Genomic DNA, 19,024 nt, shown 5'->3' with positions numbered 1-19,024 from the left:
TCAGTGCGACCCCATTAACCACCGCAGCAGGATTCCATGCACAAGATCGTCTCCTCCGTCGTCCTCACCGCCCTCGCCGGCAGCCTCGCGCTGGCCTTCCCTGCCTACGCGGCCCCAGGCAAAGCGCAAGAAGCCGTAGTCAAAGAAGCGCCGCTGCGCGGCCACCTGTCCTTCCTCGCATCGGATGCGATGGAGGGGCGCGGCACCGGCCAGCGCGGCGGCGAACTGACCGTGAACTACCTGGAATCGCAAGCGATGGCCGTCGGCCTGAAGCCCGCGAACGGCAGCAGCTACCGCCAGGAAGTCAAGATCGCCGGCGTGCGCTCGCTGCCGCAGCAAAGCAATGTCGGCATCGTCGCCGGCGGCCAGGCGCTGCCGATGACCTTCGGCGCCGACTGGGTCTGGGGCCCGGGCGATGCGAAGCCCGAGCACAGCATGGATGCGGAACTGGTGTTCGTCGGTTACGGCATCAGCGCGCCGGAAGAAGGCTGGGACGACTATAAAGGCCTGGACGCCAGGGGCAAGGTGCTGGTCATGCTGGTCAACGACCCGGCCCCCACCGCCGCCGAGCCGAAGCGCTTCAATGGCGCCGGCCTCACCTACTATGGCCGCTGGACGTATAAATTCCAGGAAGCGGCGCGCCAGGGTGCGGCCGGCGTCCTGCTGATCCACACCGATGCATCGGCTTCGTATGGCTGGAGCGTGGTGCAGACCAGCTGGGCCGCCGCCGAGCGCTTTCAACTCGCCGACGCCGATCTCGGCACCGGCATGCAGGGCTGGATGACCGACGCCGCCGCGCGCAAATTATTTGCCGCGGCCGGCCAGGACCTCGATCGACTGCGCGCGGCTGCCGAAGACAAATCGTTCAAGCCGGTAGCCTTGAACGCCCGCGTAAAAGGCGAGACCCGCGCCACGGTGCGCACGCTGAACGAATTCAACGTGGCCGGCATCGTGCCGGGTACGGACCCGAAACTGAAGGACGAAGTCGTCATCTACAGCGCCCACTGGGACCACATGGGCAAGCAGGGAACCGAGGGCGACACCATCTTCAACGGCGCCGTCGACAATGCCTCGGGCACGGCGGGCCTGCTGGCGATGGCGCAGGAAGCGGCGCGTCATCCTGCCAGGCGCTCGCAGATGTTCCTGTGGGTGGCGGCCGAAGAGCAAGGCCTGCTGGGCAGCGCGGCCTACGCGGCGCGTCCGCTGTGGCCGGCCGAAAAAACGGCGGCCAACCTGAACCTCGACAGCCTGAATTTCGTCGGCGCGGCGAAGGACATCGGCGTGTCCGGCAGCGAGCGCACGGAGCTCGGCGCGATGGCGGCGGCAACGGCCAAGTCGATGGGCTTGACGGTGGCGCCAGCGAAACCGGACCTCGCCGGCGGCTACTTCCGCAGCGACCATTTCAGTTTTGCCAAAGCCGGCATCCCGGCCTTCTCGGTGGGCGGCGGCAGTGCCTGGGTCAACGATGTCGAGGCGAACAACACCAAGGCCAAGGCCTATCGCGCGCGCTACCACCAGGTGACGGACGAATACGATCCGAGCTGGGACTTGTCGGGCATGGTGCAGCAGGCGCAGTTCACGCTGAACCTGGGCCGCATGGTGGCGGATTCTCCGAAGATGCCGGCCTGGAAGGCGGGCGACGCCTTCGGCAAGCTGCGCGCCGCGGCCAAGTAATCGCTACATTGTATGAACTCGCCTGGTCTGCAATGACCAGGCGATTGTAGGGTGGGCTCCGCCCACGCGGTACGGCTTTGGCATCATGGCACGCGCCCGAGCCCACCGATTGCTGTGAAATATTATTTCGCAGTGTCGGTGTATATGAAATTTTATTTCACTCAATAATCCCGCACACAATCCTCGCCCCGCCCCCACCGAGCGGCGCCGGATGATCCGCTTGATTGTCCCCGCCCGCATGCACCATCAGCGCCTTGCCCTTCACATCGGCCAGTTTCAAGCGCGGCGCCAGCACCGGATTGTTCGCCACACCCGAGCTCTCGACATACAGCGCCGGCAAATCGCCAATATGCCCATCGCCCCACGGCAGCCCATGCTTCTTGCTGCCCGTGGTATCAAGATGCCCGCCCGCCGCACCCGCCGGCACCGGCTTGCCTTCCTTCTGGTTCGTGTCGCAGCTGCCGTTCTCGTGCACGTGGAAGCCGTGTACGCCCGGCGGCAGGCCGGTCAGCGCCGGGGTAAAGACGAGGCCGAATTTCGAGTCGCTGATCGTCACCGTGCCGCTTGACTTGCCGATGCCGGCGTCCGACACCGCATGCATCGTCGCGCGCAGTTCGGCCGCATGCACGGCCGCCGCCGCCCAGGTCGAACTGAGTACCAAAGCGCAGATCCATTGAGCTTTCATGGCATTCCCTTTCAGTCATCTGGTTATTGAATGAACAGGCCAACGCAGATCAGTGTAGACCATCCGGAATGATGAGGGCGTCCGTCCCGGCGGGATTTATTGGTCCGGGAGAAGCGCGTCCGACTCCGGCTCACCGGCATCCGCGCCGGCCCCGGCAAAGCGCGTCCCCATACCGGTCGCGATCGACTTGATGCGCTGCGCAAGGCGTTCGGCCACGACGGCGTTCCGATGATCGAGGTCCGGCGTGATCTCGGCGGTGACAAGCGGCACCGCGACGGCGACCTGCTGCGCGACCTCGATCGCCAGCTTCTGCAGGTAGCGCACGCCCACACCCAGCGTTTTTGCGAGGTCGGCCAGATGCGCATCGGTCAGTTTGCCGGGCTCCGACTCCCCGGCGATATCGAACGCGAACCCGCCCGACAGTCCCGGGTAAATGCGGGTGCACGCAGGCAAAATGGAAGAAAGTGATGGATCGTTCATATTTAGCTTGAAACCGGCAGCGGCATGCGAGGAAGTGAACGATCAGTTACATTGGCGCGCGGCCGTGGTGGGCGCACGGGCCTGCTTTGGCGTGCCCGCCGATGAACCAGCGCACCGCCCCCACCGCCACTTCCGGCGGAATCACATGTCCGCCCTGGAATTCCCGATACGTCAGCGCGTAGTCCACGGCGCGCAACTGGCGCACGATCTTGCGCCCGCAGGCATCGATCGGCAGCACGGTGTCCTGCTCGCCATGCGACACGAAGACGGCCGGCGCGCCCCGCTGTTCGATCGGGCCGATGAAGCCGGGCGAAAACGCCAGCACATGCGTGAACAGCGCGCCATTCGCCAGCCCCAGCGTCAGCGCATACGAGGCGCCATCCGAAAAGCCGCCGATACCGATGTGCGCCGGATCGATCGCGTAGTGGCCGAACACGTAGTCGAGCGAGCGGTCGACCAGGGCCAGGTCGGCGCCATAAGCGCGGCGGGCGATGATGTCCCAGGTGGCGGCGTGCGAGGCCGGCGCGACCAGGATCAAATTCTCCTTGTCGGCCAGGTGCAGCAGGATGCGCAGGCCGTCGTGGGCGTGGCCGCCGGCGCCGTGCAGCAGCAGCACCAGGGGCAGCGGGTGCTCGAGGCGGTAGTGCGGCGGCACATAGATATAACTGTCGCGCCGGCTGCCCAGCCCGAGCTTTTGCAGGCCGGGTTCGGGCTGCGGGGCGTCCTTGGGGGGAACCGTAAAAGTCGCGCTGAGATGGCCCCGGTCGTTCATGCCGCCCTCCTCGTCACGTCGGCAAGGGCAGTGTAGAACGGGGCGTCCGCGTGCGGCGCGAGGTTTGCGTTAGCGGACCTGGTTCGGCGCCGTGTCGAATTCGGCGAGTACGCCGCAGGTGTCCTTGATCCTTGCGTAGTCGCTCATCAGGTTGGCCAGCGACATCGCGTGCACCTCGTCCGCACTGCGCTGCACGCCCGCGTAATCGCGCATCGCGAAGGCGAAGGTCGCATCGGACACGACGACGGTGTCAAAACCCAGGTTGCCGGCCGTGCGCGCGCTGGCTTCCACCGAATTGTTGGTGCTGACGCCGACGATCACGATCTCGTTCAGCCCGCGCACCCGTAGCCAGCGCTCGAGCGTGCTGTTGATGAAAGCGTCGGGCACGTTCTTCTCGACCACGTGTTCATGCGCCAGCGGTTGCAGGGCGTCCTGGAACGCGGCGCCGGACTGTCCGGGCGCGAACAAGGAGGTGGGCGAGCGCGAGATGTGGCGCACGTGGACGACCGGCGCCCCGGCCTTTCTCCACGCCTGCAGCAACTGGGCGATGTTGTCTTCCGCCTGCGGGTTGTTGCGGCTGCCTGCTGCGGGATCGGCCATGCCCTTTTGCATGTCGATGATGATGAGGCATGGGAGCGGTTTGTTCATGTTGGTCCTTGATGGATCAGTTGAGTTTCAGCTGCCAGTAGCCGACATCGACCCAGCGTCCAAACTTCAGGCCGACTTCGCTGAAATGCGCCACCTTCTGAAACCCCAGCCGCTCGTGCAGGCGCACGCTCGCTTCGTTCGGCTGGGCGATGCCGCCGATGACGAGGTGGAGTTCGCGCTGGCGCAGTTCGGCCAGCAAGGCTTCGTACAACTCGCGACCTCGGCCCTGTCCAGCATATTCCGGATCGAAGTAGACCGAGCTTTCGACTGCGAAGCGATAAGCGGCCCGGGCGCGCCATTTGGTGGCGTAGGCATAGCCGATCAGTTTGTCGCCGTCGAGCATGACGAGCCAGGGCAGCTTGCTTGATGCGACGTCGGCGATGCGCTGGGCCATGTCGGCTTCCTGTACCGGCTCCTCTTCAAAGGAGATAGTCGTTGTCGCGATGTAGTGGTTGTAGATGGTGCAGATGCGGGTGGCATCCGCGGAGGTGGCGGGGCGGATTGTTCTGGTAGAGGTCATTTTAAAGCGAGCGGTTGTTAAATGAACATCAGGAAACTATTTTCGCACAGTAATGCGCACTTGCCCGGCGTCTGTTCAGAATTGTTCAGCCAAACACAGACGAAAAAAAACGGCACCCGAAGGTGCCGTCTTGTTCAGCTAGCTGAAGCGATTACTCGCCATCACCATGATGCTCGACCGGAGCCGCCGCATTCTGCTGGTCTTCCATCGCCTGCAGCTCAGCCGCCATATTGGCCTTCTCCTGCTGCAGCAGTGCCTGGCGCTCTTCCGCCTCCCACACTTCCTTCTCTTTGCGGGCGCGGTGGAATGCCAGACCGGTACCGCCAGGAATCAGGCGGCCGACGATGACGTTTTCCTTCAGGCCGCGCAGGCCGTCGCGCTTGCCCATGATCGCCGCTTCGGTCAGCACGCGGGTGGTTTCCTGGAACGATGCGGCCGAGATGAACGAATCGGTCGACAGCGATGCCTTGGTAATACCCAGCAGAACGTTTTCGTAGGTTGCCTGCAGTTTGCCCGCGGCTTCCATGCGGTCGTTCTCTTCCAGCAGCTCCGAACGCTCGACCTGCTCGCCGACGATGTAGTCGGTGTCGCCGGCTTCGACGATCGCCACACGGCGCAGCATCTGACGCACGATCACTTCGATGTGCTTGTCGTTAATCTTGACGCCCTGCAGACGGTAGACGTCCTGCACTTCGTCGACGATGTAACGGGCCAGCGCTTCGATACCCAGCAGGCGCAGGATGTCCTGCGGATCGGCCGGACCGTCGACGATCATCTCGCCCTTGTTCACGACCTGACCATCGTGGACCAGCACTTGCTTGTCCTTGGTAATCAGGAACTCGTGCTTGTTGCCGTCCATGTCCGTGATTTCCAGACGCTGCTTGCCCTTCGTTTCCTTACCGAAGGCCACCGTACCGGTGACTTCGGCCAGCATGCCCGCGTCTTTCGGCGAACGTGCTTCGAACAGCTCGGCAACGCGTGGCAGACCACCGGTAATGTCGCGGGTCTTCTGCGATTCGGTCGGGATACGTGCCAGCACTTCACCCACCGAGACGGATTGACCGTCCTTCACCATGATCAGCGCGCCAACCTGGAAACCGATGGCCACGGCGTGTTCGGTGCCGGCAATCTTGACTTCCTGGTTCTGTTCGTTCAGCAGTTTGACCTGCGGACGCAGCACTTTACCGGCCGAGCCACGACGCTTCGGATCGATCGCGACCAGGGTCGACAGACCGGTCACATCGTCGACCTGGCGAGCGACGGTGACGCCCTCTTCCACGTTCTCGAAGCGGATCGTACCGGCGTACTCGGTAATGATCGGACGGGTCAGCGGATCCCAGGTTGCCAGGGCGGTACCGGCTTTCACAGCCATGCCGTCCTTGACGATCAGGGTCGCGCCGTACGGCACCTTGTGGCGCTCGCGCTCGCGGCCATGGTCGTCCGTGATCAGGACTTCGCCCGAACGCGAGATGACGATCTGCGAACCCTTGCCGTTGGTGACGTAACGCATCGTCGCGGTGAAGCGAATCGTGCCGTTCGACTTGGCTTCGACCGACGAGGCCACTGCCGCACGCGATGCCGCACCACCGATGTGGAAGGTACGCATGGTCAGCTGGGTACCCGGCTCACCGATCGACTGTGCTGCCACGACGCCGACTGCTTCGCCGCTGTTGACCATCGAACCGCGGCCGAGGTCGCGTCCGTAGCAATGTGCGCACAGGCCGTAGCGCGTGTCGCAGTTCAGCGGGGTGCGGACCTTGACTTCGTCGATGCCGAGGCGCTCGATCTCTTCGACCATGTCTTCGTCCAGCAGCGTGCCGGCCGGGTACACGGTTTCCTGGGTCTCGGGATTGACGACATCCTGGCCCGTCACGCGGCCGAGGATACGGTCGCGCAGGGCTTCGATGACTTCACCACCTTCGACCATCGCCTTCATGTGCGTACCGTTGCTGGTACCGCAGTCGTCCTCGATCACCACCAGGTCCTGGGTCACGTCGACCAGGCGGCGGGTCAGGTAACCCGAGTTTGCGGTCTTCAGCGCGGTGTCGGCCAGACCCTTACGGGCGCCGTGCGTCGAGATGAAGTACTGCAACACGTTCAGGCCTTCACGGAAGTTCGCCGTAATCGGCGTTTCAATGATCGAACCGTCCGGTTTCGCCATCAGGCCGCGCATACCGGCCAGCTGGCGAATCTGGGCTGCCGAACCGCGGGCGCCCGAGTCGGCCATCATGTAAATGGCGTTGAACGATTCCTGCGTGCCTTGGGTGCCGTCGCGACGGGTGACCGGCTCGACTTTCAGCTGGTCCATCATGGCCTTGCCGACTTCGTCCGAGGTCTTGCCCCAGATGTCGACGACCTTGTTGTAACGCTCGCCGGCGGTGACCAGGCCCGAGCTGTACTGCTGCTCGATCTGCTTCACTTCCGCTTCGGCGGTCGCGATCATGCCCTTCTTGACGTCCGGGATCTTCATGTCGTCGACGGCGATCGAGATACCGGCGCGCGTCGCCAGGCGGAAGCCCGACTGCATCAGCTTGTCGGCAAACACGACGGTCGCACGCAGGCCGCACTTGCGGAACGACGTGTTGATCAGCTTCGAGATTTCCTTCTTCTTCAGCGAGCGGTTCAGCACGCTGAACGGCAGGCCTTTCGGCAGGATCTCGGACAGGATCGCGCGGCCGACGGTGGTCTCGTAACGCGTGACGGTGCGCTCGAACTCTTCGCTGCCGGCAACGCGTGGGTATTCGACGATACGCACGGTGATGCGGGTCGCCAGTTCGACTTCCTTGTTGTCGTACGCGCGGATGACTTCCGACACGTCCGGGAACATCATGCCTTCGCCCTTGGCGTTGATCGCCTCGCGCGATGCGTAGTACAGACCCAGCACGATATCCTGGGACGGCACGATCGACGGTTCGCCGTTCGATGGGAACAGGATGTTGTTCGACGCCAGCATCAGCGTACGCGCTTCCATCTGCGCTTCGATCGACAGCGGGACGTGGACAGCCATCTGGTCACCGTCGAAGTCGGCGTTGAACGCCGCGCAGACGAGTGGGTGCAGCTGGATGGCCTTGCCTTCGATCAGGACCGGCTCGAACGCCTGGATACCGAGACGGTGCAGGGTTGGTGCACGGTTCAGCATGATCGGGTGTTCTTTGATGACATCTTCGAGGATGTCCCACACGACCGGTTCCTGGATCTCGACCAGCTTCTTCGCCGCCTTGATGGTCGTAGCCAGACCCATCAGTTCGAGCTTGTTGAAGATGAATGGCTTGAACAGTTCCAGGGCCATCAGCTTCGGCAGGCCGCACTGGTGCAGTTTCAGCTGTGGACCGACCACGATGACCGAACGGCCCGAGTAGTCGACGCGTTTACCGAGCAAGTTCTGACGGAAACGACCGCCCTTACCCTTGATCATCTCGGCCAGCGACTTCAGCGGACGCTTGTTGGCGCCGGTCATCGCTTTGCCGCGACGGCCGTTGTCCAGCAGCGAGTCCACTGCTTCCTGCAGCATGCGCTTTTCGTTACGCGTAATGATTTCCGGCGCGCGCAGTTCCATCAGGCGCTTCAGGCGGTTATTACGGTTGATGACGCGGCGATACAGGTCGTTCAGGTCGGAGGTCGCGAAACGGCCGCCGTCCAGCGGGACGAGCGGACGCAGCTCCGGCGGCAGGACCGGGAGCACTTCCATGATCATCCAGTCCGGCTTGATGCCCGAACGCTGGAATGCCTCGAGCACTTTCAGGCGCTTGGCGTATTTCTTGATCTTCGCTTCGGACTTCGATTCCTTCAGTTCCACGCGCAGGGCTTCGGCATCGCGGTGGATGTCGATCGAGCGCAGCAGTTCACGGATACCTTCCGCGCCCATGTAGGCGGTGAAGTCGTCGCCGTACTCTTCGTACTTGGCGGCGTAATCGTCTTCCGACATGATCTGGCACTTCTTCAGCGGGGTCATGCCAGGATCGGTCACGACGTATGCTTCGAAATACAGAACGCGTTCGATGTCCCGCAGCGTCATGTCCAGGACCATGCCCAGGCGCGACGGCAGCGATTTCAGGAACCAGATGTGCGCGGTTGGCGACGCCAGTTCGATGTGACCCATGCGTTCACGGCGCACTTTGGCGAGCGTGACTTCGACGCCGCACTTTTCGCAGATGACGCCGCGGTGCTTCAGGCGCTTGTACTTACCGCACAGGCATTCGTAATCCTTGATCGGGCCAAAGATCTTGGCGCAGAACAGGCCGTCACGCTCAGGCTTGAAGGTACGGTAGTTGATGGTCTCGGGTTTCTTGACTTCACCGAACGACCACGAACGAATTTTTTCGGGCGACGCCAGGCCAATCTTGATGGCGTCGAAGCTCTCGTTTTGCTGTACTTGCTTGAATAGATCGAGCAGTGCTTTCATGTATCACTCCAGAGGTGACTAAATTTCATTGCGAGGCGCCGATACGCAGACGCCTCAAACCAAGCGGTATTCAGGAAAAGGGAAAGACTCCCCCTCCCCTTTTCCTTCTTAGTTACGCTCGAGGTCGATATCGATACCCAGCGAGCGGATTTCCTTGACCAGCACGTTGAACGATTCAGGCATACCGGCGTCGATCACGTGGTCGCCCTTGACCAGGTTCTCGTACACCTTGGTACGGCCATTCACGTCATCCGACTTCACAGTCAGCATTTCCTGCAGCACGTACGATGCGCCGTACGCTTCCAGTGCCCACACCTCCATCTCACCGAAGCGCTGGCCGCCGAACTGGGCTTTACCGCCCAGTGGCTGCTGCGTCACCAGCGAGTACGGACCGGTCGAACGCGCGTGCATCTTGTCGTCGACCAGGTGGTGCAGCTTGAGCATGTGCATGTAGCCAACGGTGACCTTGCGCTCGAACGCTTCGCCGGTGCGGCCGTCGTACATGGTGACCTGGTTCTTCGAAGGCGTCATGCCGAGGTGCTTGGCAATCTGGTCCGGGTAAGCCAGGTCCAGCATGCGATGGATCTCGGTTTCGTGCGCGCCGTCGAAGACCGGCGTTGCAAACGGCACACCCTTCTTCAGGTTGCCGGCCAGGCCCATGATTTCTTCATCGCTGAAGCTGTCGAGGTCTTCCTTCTTGCCGGTCTCGTTGTAGACCTGGCCCAGGAAGCCGCGGACTTCTTCGACCGCTGCCTGCTTCTGCAGCATTTCGCCGATACGCAGGCCCAGGCCCTTCGCCGCCCAACCGAGGTGGGTTTCGAGGATCTGGCCGACGTTCATACGCGACGGAACGCCCAGCGGGTTCAGCACGACGTCGGCTGGGGTGCCGTCCGCCATGAACGGCATGTCTTCCACCGGCACGATACGCGAGACCACACCCTTGTTACCGTGGCGACCCGCCATCTTGTCGCCCGACTGCAGGCGGCGCTTGACGGCCAGGTAGACCTTGACCATCTTTTGCACGCCAGGCTGCAGCTCGTCGCCTTGCGTCAGCTTCTTGCGCTTCTCTTCGAAGGCCAGGTCGTACTGGTGACGCTTCTCGTTGATCGATTCCTTGATCGCCTCGAGTGCGTTGGCGCTTTCGTCGTCGGCTGGACGGATGTCGAACCAGTGGAACTTGTCCAGGTCAGCCAGGTATTCCGACGTAATAACCGCACCTTTCGCCAGCTTCTTAGGGCCGCCGTTGACAACCTTACCTACCAGCATACGCTCCAGACGCTGGAAGGCGTCGCCCTCCACGATACGCATCTGGTCGTTCAGGTCCAGGCGGAAACGCTTCAGCTCGTCGTCGATGATCTGCTGTGCACGCTTGTCGCGGGTGATGCCTTCGCGGGTAAACACTTGCACGTCGATCACGGTGCCGACCATGCCCGAAGGCACGCGCAGCGAGGTGTCTTTCACGTCCGACGCTTTTTCGCCGAAGATCGCGCGCAGCAGCTTCTCTTCCGGCGTCAGTTGCGTCTCGCCCTTCGGCGTGACTTTACCGACCAGCACGTCGCCGGCGGTGACTTCGGCGCCGATGTAGACGATGCCCGATTCATCCAGGCGCGCCAGCTGGTTTTCAGCCAGGTTCGAGATGTCGCGGGTGATTTCTTCCGCGCCGAGCTTGGTGTCGCGCGCGACAACCGACAGCTCTTCGATGTGGATCGAGGTGTAACGGTCGTCCTTGACGACGTTTTCCGAGATCAGGATCGAGTCCTCGAAGTTCAGGCCGTTCCACGGCATGAACGCGACCAGCATGTTCTGGCCCAGGGCCAGTTCGCCCAGGTCGGTCGATGCGCCGTCGGCAATCACGTCGCCACGGGCAACGCGGTCGCCAACCTGCACGATCGGACGCTGGTTGATGTTGGTGTTCTGGTTCGAACGGGTGTACTTGATCAGGTTGTAGATGTCGACACCGACTTCGCCGGCAAGGGCTTCGTCGTCGTTGACACGAATAACCACACGGCCCGCGTCGATGTAATCGACGACGCCGCCACGCACAGCCTGCACGGTGGTGCCCGAGTCGACCGCGACGGTACGCTCGATACCGGTACCGACCAGCGCCTTTTCAGGACGCAGGCAAGGCACGGCCTGGCGCTGCATGTTCGCGCCCATCAGTGCACGGTTCGCGTCATCGTGCTCGAGGAACGGAATCAGCGACGCTGCGACCGAGACGATCTGGCCAGGCGCCACGTCCATGTACTGGATGCGCTCTGGCGAGACCAGGATCGTTTCGCCGGCTTCACGTGCCGAGACCAGTTCGTCGACCAGCTGGCCTTCTTCGTTGATCGCTGCATTCGCCTGGGCGATGATGTAGCGGCCTTCTTCGATGGCGGACAGGTAATCGATCTTGTCGGTGACCTTCGAACCTTCGACCTTGCGGTACGGGGTTTCCAGGAAGCCGTATTCGTTCAGGCGGGCGTACAGGGCCAGCGAGTTGATCAGGCCGATGTTCGGGCCTTCAGGCGTTTCGATCGGGCAGACGCGGCCGTAGTGGGTCGGGTGCACGTCGCGCACCTCGAAGCCGGCGCGTTCGCGGGTCAAACCGCCCGGTCCCAGTGCGGAAACACGACGCTTGTGCGTGATTTCCGACAGCGGGTTGGTCTGGTCCATGAACTGCGACAGCTGGGACGAACCGAAGAATTCGCGGATCGCGGCCGAGATCGGCTTGCTGTTGATCAGGTCATGCGGCATCAGGTTGTCCGCTTCGGCCTGGCCGAGGCGTTCCTTGACTGCACGCTCGACACGCACGAGGCCGGCGCGGAACTGGTTTTCGGCCAGTTCGCCCACGCAACGCACGCGACGGTTACCCAGGTGATCGATGTCGTCGACTTCGCCGCGGCCATTGCGCAGCTCAACCAGGATCTTGATCACGGCCAGGATGTCTTCGTTCGACAGCGTCATGGCGCCGACGAGTTCGTCGCGGCCGATACGGCGGTTGAACTTCATGCGGCCGACAGCCGACAGGTCGTAGCGCTCAGGGCTGTAGAACAGGCCGTTGAACAGGGCCTCGACCGACTCTTCGGTTGGCGGTTCGCCAGGACGCATCATGCGGTAGATCGCCACGCGCGCGGCCATCTGGTCGGCGGTGTCGTCGGTACGCAGGGTTTGCGAGATGTAACCGCCCTGGTCGAGGTCGTTCGTGTACAGGGTCTGGATCGCGTCGACGTCGGCGTCGCGCAGTTTGCCCAGCAGCTCGTCGGTCAGCTCGTCGTTGGCCGAGGCGATGATCTCGCCGGTGTCGGCGTCGACGATGTTGCGGGCGACGATGCGGCCGATCAGGTAGTCTTCAGGAACCGAAATAGCCTTGATGCCGGCCGCTTCGATGTCGCGCACATGCTTGGCATTGATGCGCTTGTCCTTGGTGACGATGGTCTTGCCGGTCTTCGGATCGACGATGTCGAAGCGCGCAACTTCGCCGCGCAGGCGCTCGGCCACGAATTCGATTTCCCCGCCTTCCGAGCGCAGGTTGAAGTTGTCGAACACGAAGAAGTTCGCCAGAATCTGTTCCGGCGTCATGCCAATGGCTTTGAGCAGGATCGTGACCGGCATCTTGCGGCGGCGGTCGACGCGGAAGAACAGGATGTCCTTCGGGTCGAACTCGAAGTCCAGCCACGAGCCGCGGTAAGGAATGATGCGTGCCGAGAACAGCAGCTTGCCCGACGAGTGCGTCTTGCCGCGGTCGTGCTCGAAGAACACGCCCGGGGAACGGTGCAGCTGCGAGACGATGACGCGCTCGGTGCCGTTGATGACGAAGGAACCGTTGGCGGTCATGAGCGGCAATTCGCCCATGTACACTTCCTGCTCTTTCATTTCCTTGACGACCGGCTTGGTTGGCGATTCCTTGTCCAGGATCACCAGACGCACCTTGGCGCGCAGCGGGGAAGCGAAGGTCAGGCCACGCTGTTGGCATTCCTTGACGTCAAACGCGGGGTCGCCCAGCACGTAGGACAGGAATTCGAGACGTGCGAAGCCGTTGTGCGACACGATCGGGAAGATCGAGCTGAAAGCCGACTGCAGGCCTTCGTTCTTGCGGACGGATGGACCAGCATCCGCCTGCAGGAAATTCTCGTAGGATTCAAGCTGGGTAGCCAGAAGATATGGAACGTTGTGAACGTTGGCGCGCTTCGCGAACGACTTGCGAATGCGTTTCTTCTCAGTAAATGAGTAGTGCATGGACACTCCGTGAGTGACAGAAAGGATGAGAATTCAGAGATTGCCAGTGGTGGAGCGACCACATACAAGGCCTCAAGTCTCTTGCTGTTCCATCAGATGAAAAGGACTAGCGACTGCTGTGCTACATTGCTGCGGTGATGCGTTCTTGCGGTACCGCGGTCGTGCCAGGAATTACGTTTGCCGTAGGGACGACAAAAGAGCCAAAGCCGCAGCACCGCCTTCCGACGGGGCTTGCAAGCTTTGACTCAGGCTTTGGGCACCTTGCGATGCCCATTGCTTTTGATTACTTCAGTTCTGCCTTGGCGCCTGCATCTTCCAGCTTCTTCTTGGCGGCTTCAGCGTCAGCTTTAGGCATGGCTTCCTTGACGGTCTTTGGTGCACCGTCGACCACGTCCTTGGCTTCTTTCAGGCCCAGACCGGTGATTTCGCGGACGGCTTTGATGACGCCGACTTTGTTCGCGCCGATTTCGGTCAGAACGACGTTGAACTCGGTCTGCTCTTCAGCAGCAGCAGCAGTAGCGCCGCCGCCAGCTGCCGGTGCTGCCATTGCAGCTGCCGACACGCCGAACTTCTCTTCGAATGCCTTGACCAGGTCGTTCAGGTCCATGACGGACATTTCGCTCACTGCGTTCAGGATATCGTCTTTGCTAATTGCCATTTGAAACTCCAGATTTGTGTGTGTTTGTAGTACAGATCAGTTACTTGAGAAAAAAGGGCTGCGCTTACGCTGCAGCGGTTTCTTCGGCTGCAGGAGCAGCTTCCGAACCTTCGCCTTTTTTCGCTGCCAGGGCAGCCAAGCCACGTGCAAAGCCCGACACCGGAGCCAGCATCACGCCCAACAGCTGCGCGATGAGGACTTCACGGGATGGGATGCTTGCCAACGCGGTAACACCAGCTACGTCGAGCGGCTTACCTGCGTAGTTACCGGCTTTCACGACCAGTTTGTCGTTGGTTTTGGCGAAGTCGTTGATGACTTTCGCTGCTGCAACGGCGTCGTCCGAGATCGAATAGATCAGCGGACCGGTCATGGCGTCAGCCAGTTGGGCAAACTGCGTGCCTTCGACAGAGCGGCGCGCCAGCGTGTTCTTCAGAACACGCAGGTACACACCCTGGGCACGTGCGGTTGCACGGAGTTTCGTCAAGTGACTAACCTGGATGCCACGGTACTCGGCCACGACGATCGTTTGCGCGGATGCTACTTTCGCGCTCACTTCTTCGACGACGGCCTTTTTGTCATTCAGATTAAGACCCACGGTCAATCTCCTTAATTAATGCGAACAAAAGCGTTCGCATCGGTTCGAACACGGCGTCCGAAGTTAAGAAGTCAAACTAACGCGGATGAATTCACGCAGCATGGACTACAAAACTTGTTCGGGTACACCATCTGCGTTGGGTGATGTATTAACCAGGTGCCCACCCACTGCTCCCGGCCCAACGGTCTTTGATTGCCTGCCGGAGCGGTGTTCTTGCTCCGACAGCCCAAAGATGCGCCCCGCTGGTGTTTTGCGGGGACTTGATTCTTTTAATGCTTAAGCAGCGGCGATCGAAGCGTGATCGACACGGACGCCCGCGCCCATCGTCGACGAGATCGCGACCTTGCGCAGGTACACGCCCTTCGAAGTGGCCGGCTTGGCCTTGTTCAGCGCGTCGAGCAGTGCAGCCAGGTTGGCTTGCAGGTCGGCGTCAGCGAACGACTTGCGGCCGATCGTTGCGTGGATGATACCTGCCTTGTCGGTACGGTACTGGACCTGACCGGCTTTGGCGTTCTTCACCGCGGTAGCGACGTCAGGGGTGACGGTGCCGACCTTCGGGTTAGGCATCAGGCCGCGTGGGCCCAGGATCTGGCCCAGGGTACCGACGATACGCATGGTGTCTGGCGAAGCGATGACGATGTCGAACGGCATGTTGCCGGCTTTAACCATCTCAGCCAGGTCTTCCATGCCGACGATGTCGGCGCCGGCTGCTTTGGCAGCTTCAGCCTTGTCGCCCGAAGCGAAGACAGCGACGCGCACGGTCTTGCCGGTGCCTGCTGGCAGGACGACCGAACCGCGAACGACCTGGTCCGACTTCTTCGGATCCACGCCCAACTGGATCGACACGTCGATCGACTCGTTGAACTTGGCGGTGGCGAATTCCTTGACCAGCGATACTGCGTTGTCGAAGGCGTAGACCTTGTTACGGTCGACTTTCGCTTTCATTTCTTTGACGCGCTTGGAAATCTTAGCCATTACACACCCTCCACCGTGATGCCCATCGAACGTGCCGAGCCGGCGATGATACGCACTGCGGCGTCCATGTCGGCGGCGGTCAGGTCCGGCTGCTTGGTTTTTGCGATCTCTTCAGCCTGGGCGCGGCTCAGCGTGCCAACCTTGTCGGTATGTGGCTTCGGCGAACCTTTGGTGATGCCGGCAGCTTTCTTGATCAGGTAGGTTGCCGGAGGCGTCTTCATCACGAAGGTGAAGGACTTGTCGGCGAACGCGGTGATCACGACCGGGATCGGCATGCCTGGCTCGAGACCCTGGGTCTGGGCGTTGAACGCCTTGCAGAATTCCATGATGTTCAGGCCGCGCTGACCCAGTGCTGGGCCGATCGGTGGGGATGGGTTTGCTTTACCAGCTGCAACTTGCAGCTTGATAAAACCAATAATCTTCTTTGCCATGAGTGGCTCCTAATTGGCTTTGAGTAGTAGCGCCCCACCGCGACTACTCGCTCGGCGGGGCTCCTCTTACCGGATTCCGCCTTGCTGCTGCGACGCTCCGATTATTGCGTTTAAACTTTTTCTACCTGCCCGAACTCCAGTTCCACCGGAGTTGCGCGGCCGAAGATGGTGACAGTCACACGCACCTTCGATTTTTCGTAATTCACTTCCTCGACGTTGCCGTTGAAGTCGGTGAACGGGCCCTCCTTGATCCGGACCTGCTCGCCCACTTCGTACAGCACTTTCGGCCGTGGCTTCTCGACGCCTTCCTGGACCTGCTGCATGATCTTGTCGATCTCGCGCGCTGGAATCGGGGTTGGCTTGTTCGATTTGCCGCCGATGAAACCGGTGACCTTGCTGGTGTTCTTGACCAGGTGCCAGGTCTCGTCGGTCATCTCCATCTCGACCAGCACGTAGCCAGGGAAGAAGCGGCGCTCGGTCACCGATTTGGTGCCGTTCTTGACTTCCACGACTTCTTCGGTCGGGACCAGGATCTGGCCGAACTGCTCGCTCATGCCGCCGCGCTCGATGCGCTCGGTCAGGGCGCGCATGACGCTCTTTTCCATACCCGAGTAGACATGAACGACGTACCAGCGCTTGTTGCTGACCGGGACGCTCACGGGGGCGGCGCCCTGCGGCGCGTCCGGAGTCAAATCGCCAGCGTCAGACGCCGGAACTTCGTCCGGCGCATTGTCTTGCACATTTTCGTTCATTATTGTTTCCACCCCAGGATCAGGTCGTACAGCAGGAATTCCAACAGCTTATCCGTGCCCCACAGGAAGATCGCCATGACGACCACGAAGGCAAAGACGATCATCGTGATCGTGGTTGCTTCCTTGCGGGTCGGCCAGACGACTTTCTTGGTTTCGCGAACGGACTCTTTGGCGAAGTTCAGGAACTCACGACCGGTAGTGGAAGCCCACAAAAGCAGGAGAGCAAAAACTAAACCAGCCAAGAGGGCGCCGCCGGCGACCAAGGCTGGTTTGTTCTGGCCTTTCAGGTAAAAGAACCCGATTACGCCTGCAATCGCGGCAACCACCGCCAGGATCACCTTAAACTTGTCATTCGAGGTGCTAACGGTTTGCACGGATTGATTAGACATTCTTCTTTACTTTCGGTGCTGCGCACCAGAATTCGGTGGCAGGGGCGGAGGGAATCGAACCCGCGACCTTCGGTTTTGGAGACCGACGCTCTGCCAATTGAGCTACACCCCTACGAAGACTTCAGCTGAATCGCGCATTCTACAGCATACACGCGCATGCCGGAGAATGTTTTTGAAGAGGTGGTTGGCGCCACCTCTTCGGACCTACACACTGCTTATTGCTTAGGCAATGATTTTTGCAACCACGCCGGCGCCGACGGTACGACCGCCTTCGCGGATTGCGAAGCGCAGGCCTTCTTCCATCGCGATCGGGTTGATCAGCTTGACGGTGATCGACACGTTATCGCCTGGCATGACCATTTCCTTGTCCGCTGGCAGCTCGATCGAGCCGGTCACGTCGGTGGTACGGAAGTAGAACTGCGGACGGTAGTTGTTGAAGAACGGGGTGTGACGGCCGCCTTCATCTTTCGACAGAACGTAGATCTCGCCGGTGAAGTGGTTGTGCGGCTTGATCGAACCTGGCTTTGCCAGGACCTGACCACGCTGGACATCTTCACGCTTGGTGCCGCGCAGCAGCAGGCCGACGTTGTCGCCAGCTTGACCCTGGTCCAGCAGCTTGCGGAACATTTCCACGCCGGTGCAAGTCGTCTTGACGGTGTCGATGATGCCGACGATTTCGATTTCTTCGCCGACCTTGACGATACCGCGCTCAACGCGACCGGTAACGACGGTGCCGCGACCCGAGATCGAGAACACGTCTTCCACTGGCATCAGGAAGGCGCCGTCAACAGCGCGCTCTGGCGTCGGGATGTAGGTGTCGAGGGCATTTGCCAGCGCGATGATGCAGTCTTCGCCCATTGGACCTGGTTTGCCTTCGAGGGCCATACGTGCCGAACCCTTGATGATTGGCAGGTCGTCGCCTGGGAACTCGTACTTCGAAAGCAACTCACGCACTTCCATTTCGACCAGTTCCAGCAGCTCTTCGTCGTCGACCAGGTCGCACTTGTTCAGGAACACGATGATGTACGGAACGCCAACCTGACGCGCCAGCAGGATGTGCTCGCGGGTCTGTGGCATTGGGCCGTCGGCGGCCGAGCACACCAGGATCGCGCCGTCCATCTGCGCAGCACCGGTAATCATGTTCTTGATGTAGTCGGCGTGGCCTGGGCAGTCAACGTGTGCGTAGTGACGGTTTTCGGTCTCGTACTCGACGTGCGCGGTGTTGATGGTGATGCCGCGTGCCTTCTCTTCCGGAGCTGCATCGATCTGGTCGTATGCTTTAGCTTCGCCGCCGAATTTCTTCGACAGGACGGTAGCGATTGCTGCGGTCAGCGTGGTCTTGCCGTGGTCAACGTGTCCGATGGTACCGACGTTGACGTGCGGCTTGGTCCGCTCGAATTTACCTTTTGCCATTTGAGACTCCTAACGATATTTTGAGAATTACCAGGCACACCTGACGGACAATGCTGCGGACTGCCGTGCTTAAATTCTGGTGCCCTTTACGTGGATTGAACACGTGGCCTCTCCCTTACCAAGGGAGTGCTCTACCACTGAGCTAAAAGGGCTGATGTTTGCACCGCACAAGCTGCGGCACAATTTACTGGAGCGGGTGAAGGGAATCGAACCCTCGTCGTAAGCTTGGAAGGCTTCTGCTCTACCATTGAGCTACACCCGCGAGGTACAACTTCAATTCGACTTCACGACTTCTTCATTTGGTGGTGGGGGCTGGATTCGAACCAGCGTACTCAGAGAGGGCAGATTTACAGTCTGCTGCCTTTAACCACTCGGCCACCCCACCGCGAAGAACCGCAGAGTATGAAGCAAG

At 61.0% G+C, this 19,024-nt stretch carries 15 protein-coding genes and 4 tRNA genes; 1 reads left to right on the top strand and 18 read right to left on the bottom strand.

Features of this window, described 5'->3' with window-relative positions:
* Positions 1-36: 36 nt before the first annotated feature.
* Complete coding sequence (locus tag AC1MEM_RS05130; protein WP_499475753.1) at positions 37-1,674, top strand: M28 family peptidase; 1,638 nt, start codon at positions 37-39, stop codon at positions 1,672-1,674.
* A gap of 157 nt (positions 1,675-1,831) precedes the next feature.
* Here AC1MEM_RS05130 and sodC read toward each other — a convergent pair whose 3' ends face one another.
* From sodC to AC1MEM_RS05040, 18 genes are all read right to left on the bottom strand, one after another.
* Entirely contained in the window at positions 1,832-2,359 is a 528-nt protein-coding gene (gene sodC / locus AC1MEM_RS05125) for a superoxide dismutase [Cu-Zn] SodC (protein ID WP_499475751.1), read from the bottom strand.
* Between the two features lie 96 nt (positions 2,360-2,455).
* Positions 2,456-2,839, bottom strand: coding sequence for a hypothetical protein (locus AC1MEM_RS05120; RefSeq protein WP_499475750.1), 384 nt, complete (start codon positions 2,837-2,839; stop codon positions 2,456-2,458).
* Positions 2,840-2,885: 46 nt separating this feature from the next.
* Positions 2,886-3,611, bottom strand: coding sequence for an alpha/beta hydrolase (locus tag AC1MEM_RS05115; protein ID WP_499475749.1), 726 nt, complete (start codon positions 3,609-3,611; stop codon positions 2,886-2,888).
* A gap of 69 nt (positions 3,612-3,680) precedes the next feature.
* Positions 3,681-4,259 (bottom strand): cysteine hydrolase family protein, encoded by a 579-nt coding sequence (locus AC1MEM_RS05110; protein ID WP_499475747.1) that lies wholly within the window; start codon positions 4,257-4,259, stop codon positions 3,681-3,683.
* Positions 4,260-4,275: 16 nt separating this feature from the next.
* On the bottom strand, positions 4,276-4,779 hold the full coding sequence (locus AC1MEM_RS05105) for an arsinothricin resistance N-acetyltransferase ArsN1 family B (RefSeq protein ID WP_499475746.1): 504 nt from the start codon (positions 4,777-4,779) through the stop codon (positions 4,276-4,278).
* A 151-nt stretch (positions 4,780-4,930) separates the two neighbouring features.
* On the bottom strand, positions 4,931-9,181 hold the full coding sequence (gene rpoC / locus AC1MEM_RS05100) for a DNA-directed RNA polymerase subunit beta' (protein ID WP_499475745.1): 4,251 nt from the start codon (positions 9,179-9,181) through the stop codon (positions 4,931-4,933).
* 108 nt (positions 9,182-9,289) lie between these two features.
* A complete protein-coding gene (gene rpoB / locus AC1MEM_RS05095; protein ID WP_499475744.1) occupies positions 9,290-13,399 on the bottom strand; it encodes a DNA-directed RNA polymerase subunit beta in 4,110 nt (1,369 codons plus the stop codon).
* Between the two features lie 283 nt (positions 13,400-13,682).
* The gene (gene rplL / locus AC1MEM_RS05090) at positions 13,683-14,057 is read right to left on the bottom strand and encodes a 50S ribosomal protein L7/L12 (protein ID WP_499475742.1); all 375 of its coding nucleotides are present in this window, start codon (positions 14,055-14,057) and stop codon (positions 13,683-13,685) included.
* A gap of 64 nt (positions 14,058-14,121) precedes the next feature.
* Positions 14,122-14,652: a 50S ribosomal protein L10 gene (gene rplJ, locus AC1MEM_RS05085; RefSeq protein ID WP_499475740.1), complete on the bottom strand. Its 531-nt coding sequence runs from the start codon at positions 14,650-14,652 to the stop codon at positions 14,122-14,124.
* 276 nt (positions 14,653-14,928) lie between these two features.
* Positions 14,929-15,627 (bottom strand): 50S ribosomal protein L1, encoded by a 699-nt coding sequence (rplA, locus tag AC1MEM_RS05080; protein ID WP_499475738.1) that lies wholly within the window; start codon positions 15,625-15,627, stop codon positions 14,929-14,931.
* A complete protein-coding gene (rplK, locus tag AC1MEM_RS05075) occupies positions 15,627-16,058 on the bottom strand; it encodes a 50S ribosomal protein L11 (RefSeq protein ID WP_499475737.1) in 432 nt (143 codons plus the stop codon). Before rplK ends, rplA begins: the two co-directional genes overlap by 1 nt.
* A 110-nt stretch (positions 16,059-16,168) precedes the next feature.
* Positions 16,169-16,810, bottom strand: coding sequence for a transcription termination/antitermination protein NusG (gene nusG, locus AC1MEM_RS05070; protein WP_499475736.1), 642 nt, complete (start codon positions 16,808-16,810; stop codon positions 16,169-16,171).
* Positions 16,810-17,199 (bottom strand): preprotein translocase subunit SecE, encoded by a 390-nt coding sequence (gene secE / locus AC1MEM_RS05065; RefSeq protein ID WP_499475734.1) that lies wholly within the window; start codon positions 17,197-17,199, stop codon positions 16,810-16,812. The genes nusG and secE overlap by 1 nt, the downstream gene beginning before the upstream one ends.
* A gap of 36 nt (positions 17,200-17,235) precedes the next feature.
* Positions 17,236-17,311, bottom strand: a tRNA-Trp gene (locus AC1MEM_RS05060).
* 110 nt (positions 17,312-17,421) lie between these two features.
* The gene (gene tuf, locus AC1MEM_RS05055) at positions 17,422-18,612 is read right to left on the bottom strand and encodes an elongation factor Tu (protein ID WP_499475733.1); all 1,191 of its coding nucleotides are present in this window, start codon (positions 18,610-18,612) and stop codon (positions 17,422-17,424) included.
* Between the two features lie 77 nt (positions 18,613-18,689).
* Positions 18,690-18,764 (bottom strand) — tRNA-Thr (locus tag AC1MEM_RS05050).
* A gap of 36 nt (positions 18,765-18,800) precedes the next feature.
* Positions 18,801-18,874: transfer RNA gene (locus tag AC1MEM_RS05045), tRNA-Gly, on the bottom strand.
* 38 nt (positions 18,875-18,912) lie between these two features.
* A tRNA-Tyr gene (locus tag AC1MEM_RS05040) sits at positions 18,913-18,997 on the bottom strand.
* Positions 18,998-19,024: the final 27 nt, after the last annotated feature.

The sequence above is a fragment of the Telluria sp. AIW5 genome (genome assembly GCF_056680575.1).
The sequence above is the reverse complement of the archived record's forward strand: the minus strand, read 5'-3'. Positions and strand labels throughout refer to the sequence as shown.

Excerpts from the sequence above, each read along its gene's own strand:
- rpoC (WP_499475745.1), bottom strand. The coding sequence starts at position 9,181 with ATGAAAGCACTGCTCGATCTATTCAAGCAAGTACAGCAAAACGAGAGC.
- AC1MEM_RS05120 (WP_499475750.1), bottom strand. The coding sequence starts at position 2,839 with ATGAACGATCCATCACTTTCTTCCATTTTGCCTGCGTGCACCCGCATT.
- rpoB (WP_499475744.1), bottom strand. The coding sequence starts at position 13,399 with ATGCACTACTCATTTACTGAGAAGAAACGCATTCGCAAGTCGTTCGCG.
- AC1MEM_RS05130 (WP_499475753.1), top strand. The coding sequence starts at position 37 with ATGCACAAGATCGTCTCCTCCGTCGTCCTCACCGCCCTCGCCGGCAGC.
- AC1MEM_RS05115 (WP_499475749.1), bottom strand. The coding sequence starts at position 3,611 with ATGAACGACCGGGGCCATCTCAGCGCGACTTTTACGGTTCCCCCCAAG.
- nusG (WP_499475736.1), bottom strand. The coding sequence starts at position 16,810 with ATGAACGAAAATGTGCAAGACAATGCGCCGGACGAAGTTCCGGCGTCT.
- rplA (WP_499475738.1), bottom strand. The coding sequence starts at position 15,627 with ATGGCTAAGATTTCCAAGCGCGTCAAAGAAATGAAAGCGAAAGTCGAC.
- rplL (WP_499475742.1), bottom strand. The coding sequence starts at position 14,057 with ATGGCAATTAGCAAAGACGATATCCTGAACGCAGTGAGCGAAATGTCC.
- tuf (WP_499475733.1), bottom strand. The coding sequence starts at position 18,612 with ATGGCAAAAGGTAAATTCGAGCGGACCAAGCCGCACGTCAACGTCGGT.
- AC1MEM_RS05105 (WP_499475746.1), bottom strand. The coding sequence starts at position 4,779 with ATGACCTCTACCAGAACAATCCGCCCCGCCACCTCCGCGGATGCCACC.
- secE (WP_499475734.1), bottom strand. The coding sequence starts at position 17,199 with ATGTCTAATCAATCCGTGCAAACCGTTAGCACCTCGAATGACAAGTTT.
- AC1MEM_RS05110 (WP_499475747.1), bottom strand. The coding sequence starts at position 4,259 with ATGAACAAACCGCTCCCATGCCTCATCATCATCGACATGCAAAAGGGC.
- sodC (WP_499475751.1), bottom strand. The coding sequence starts at position 2,359 with ATGAAAGCTCAATGGATCTGCGCTTTGGTACTCAGTTCGACCTGGGCG.
- rplK (WP_499475737.1), bottom strand. The coding sequence starts at position 16,058 with ATGGCAAAGAAGATTATTGGTTTTATCAAGCTGCAAGTTGCAGCTGGT.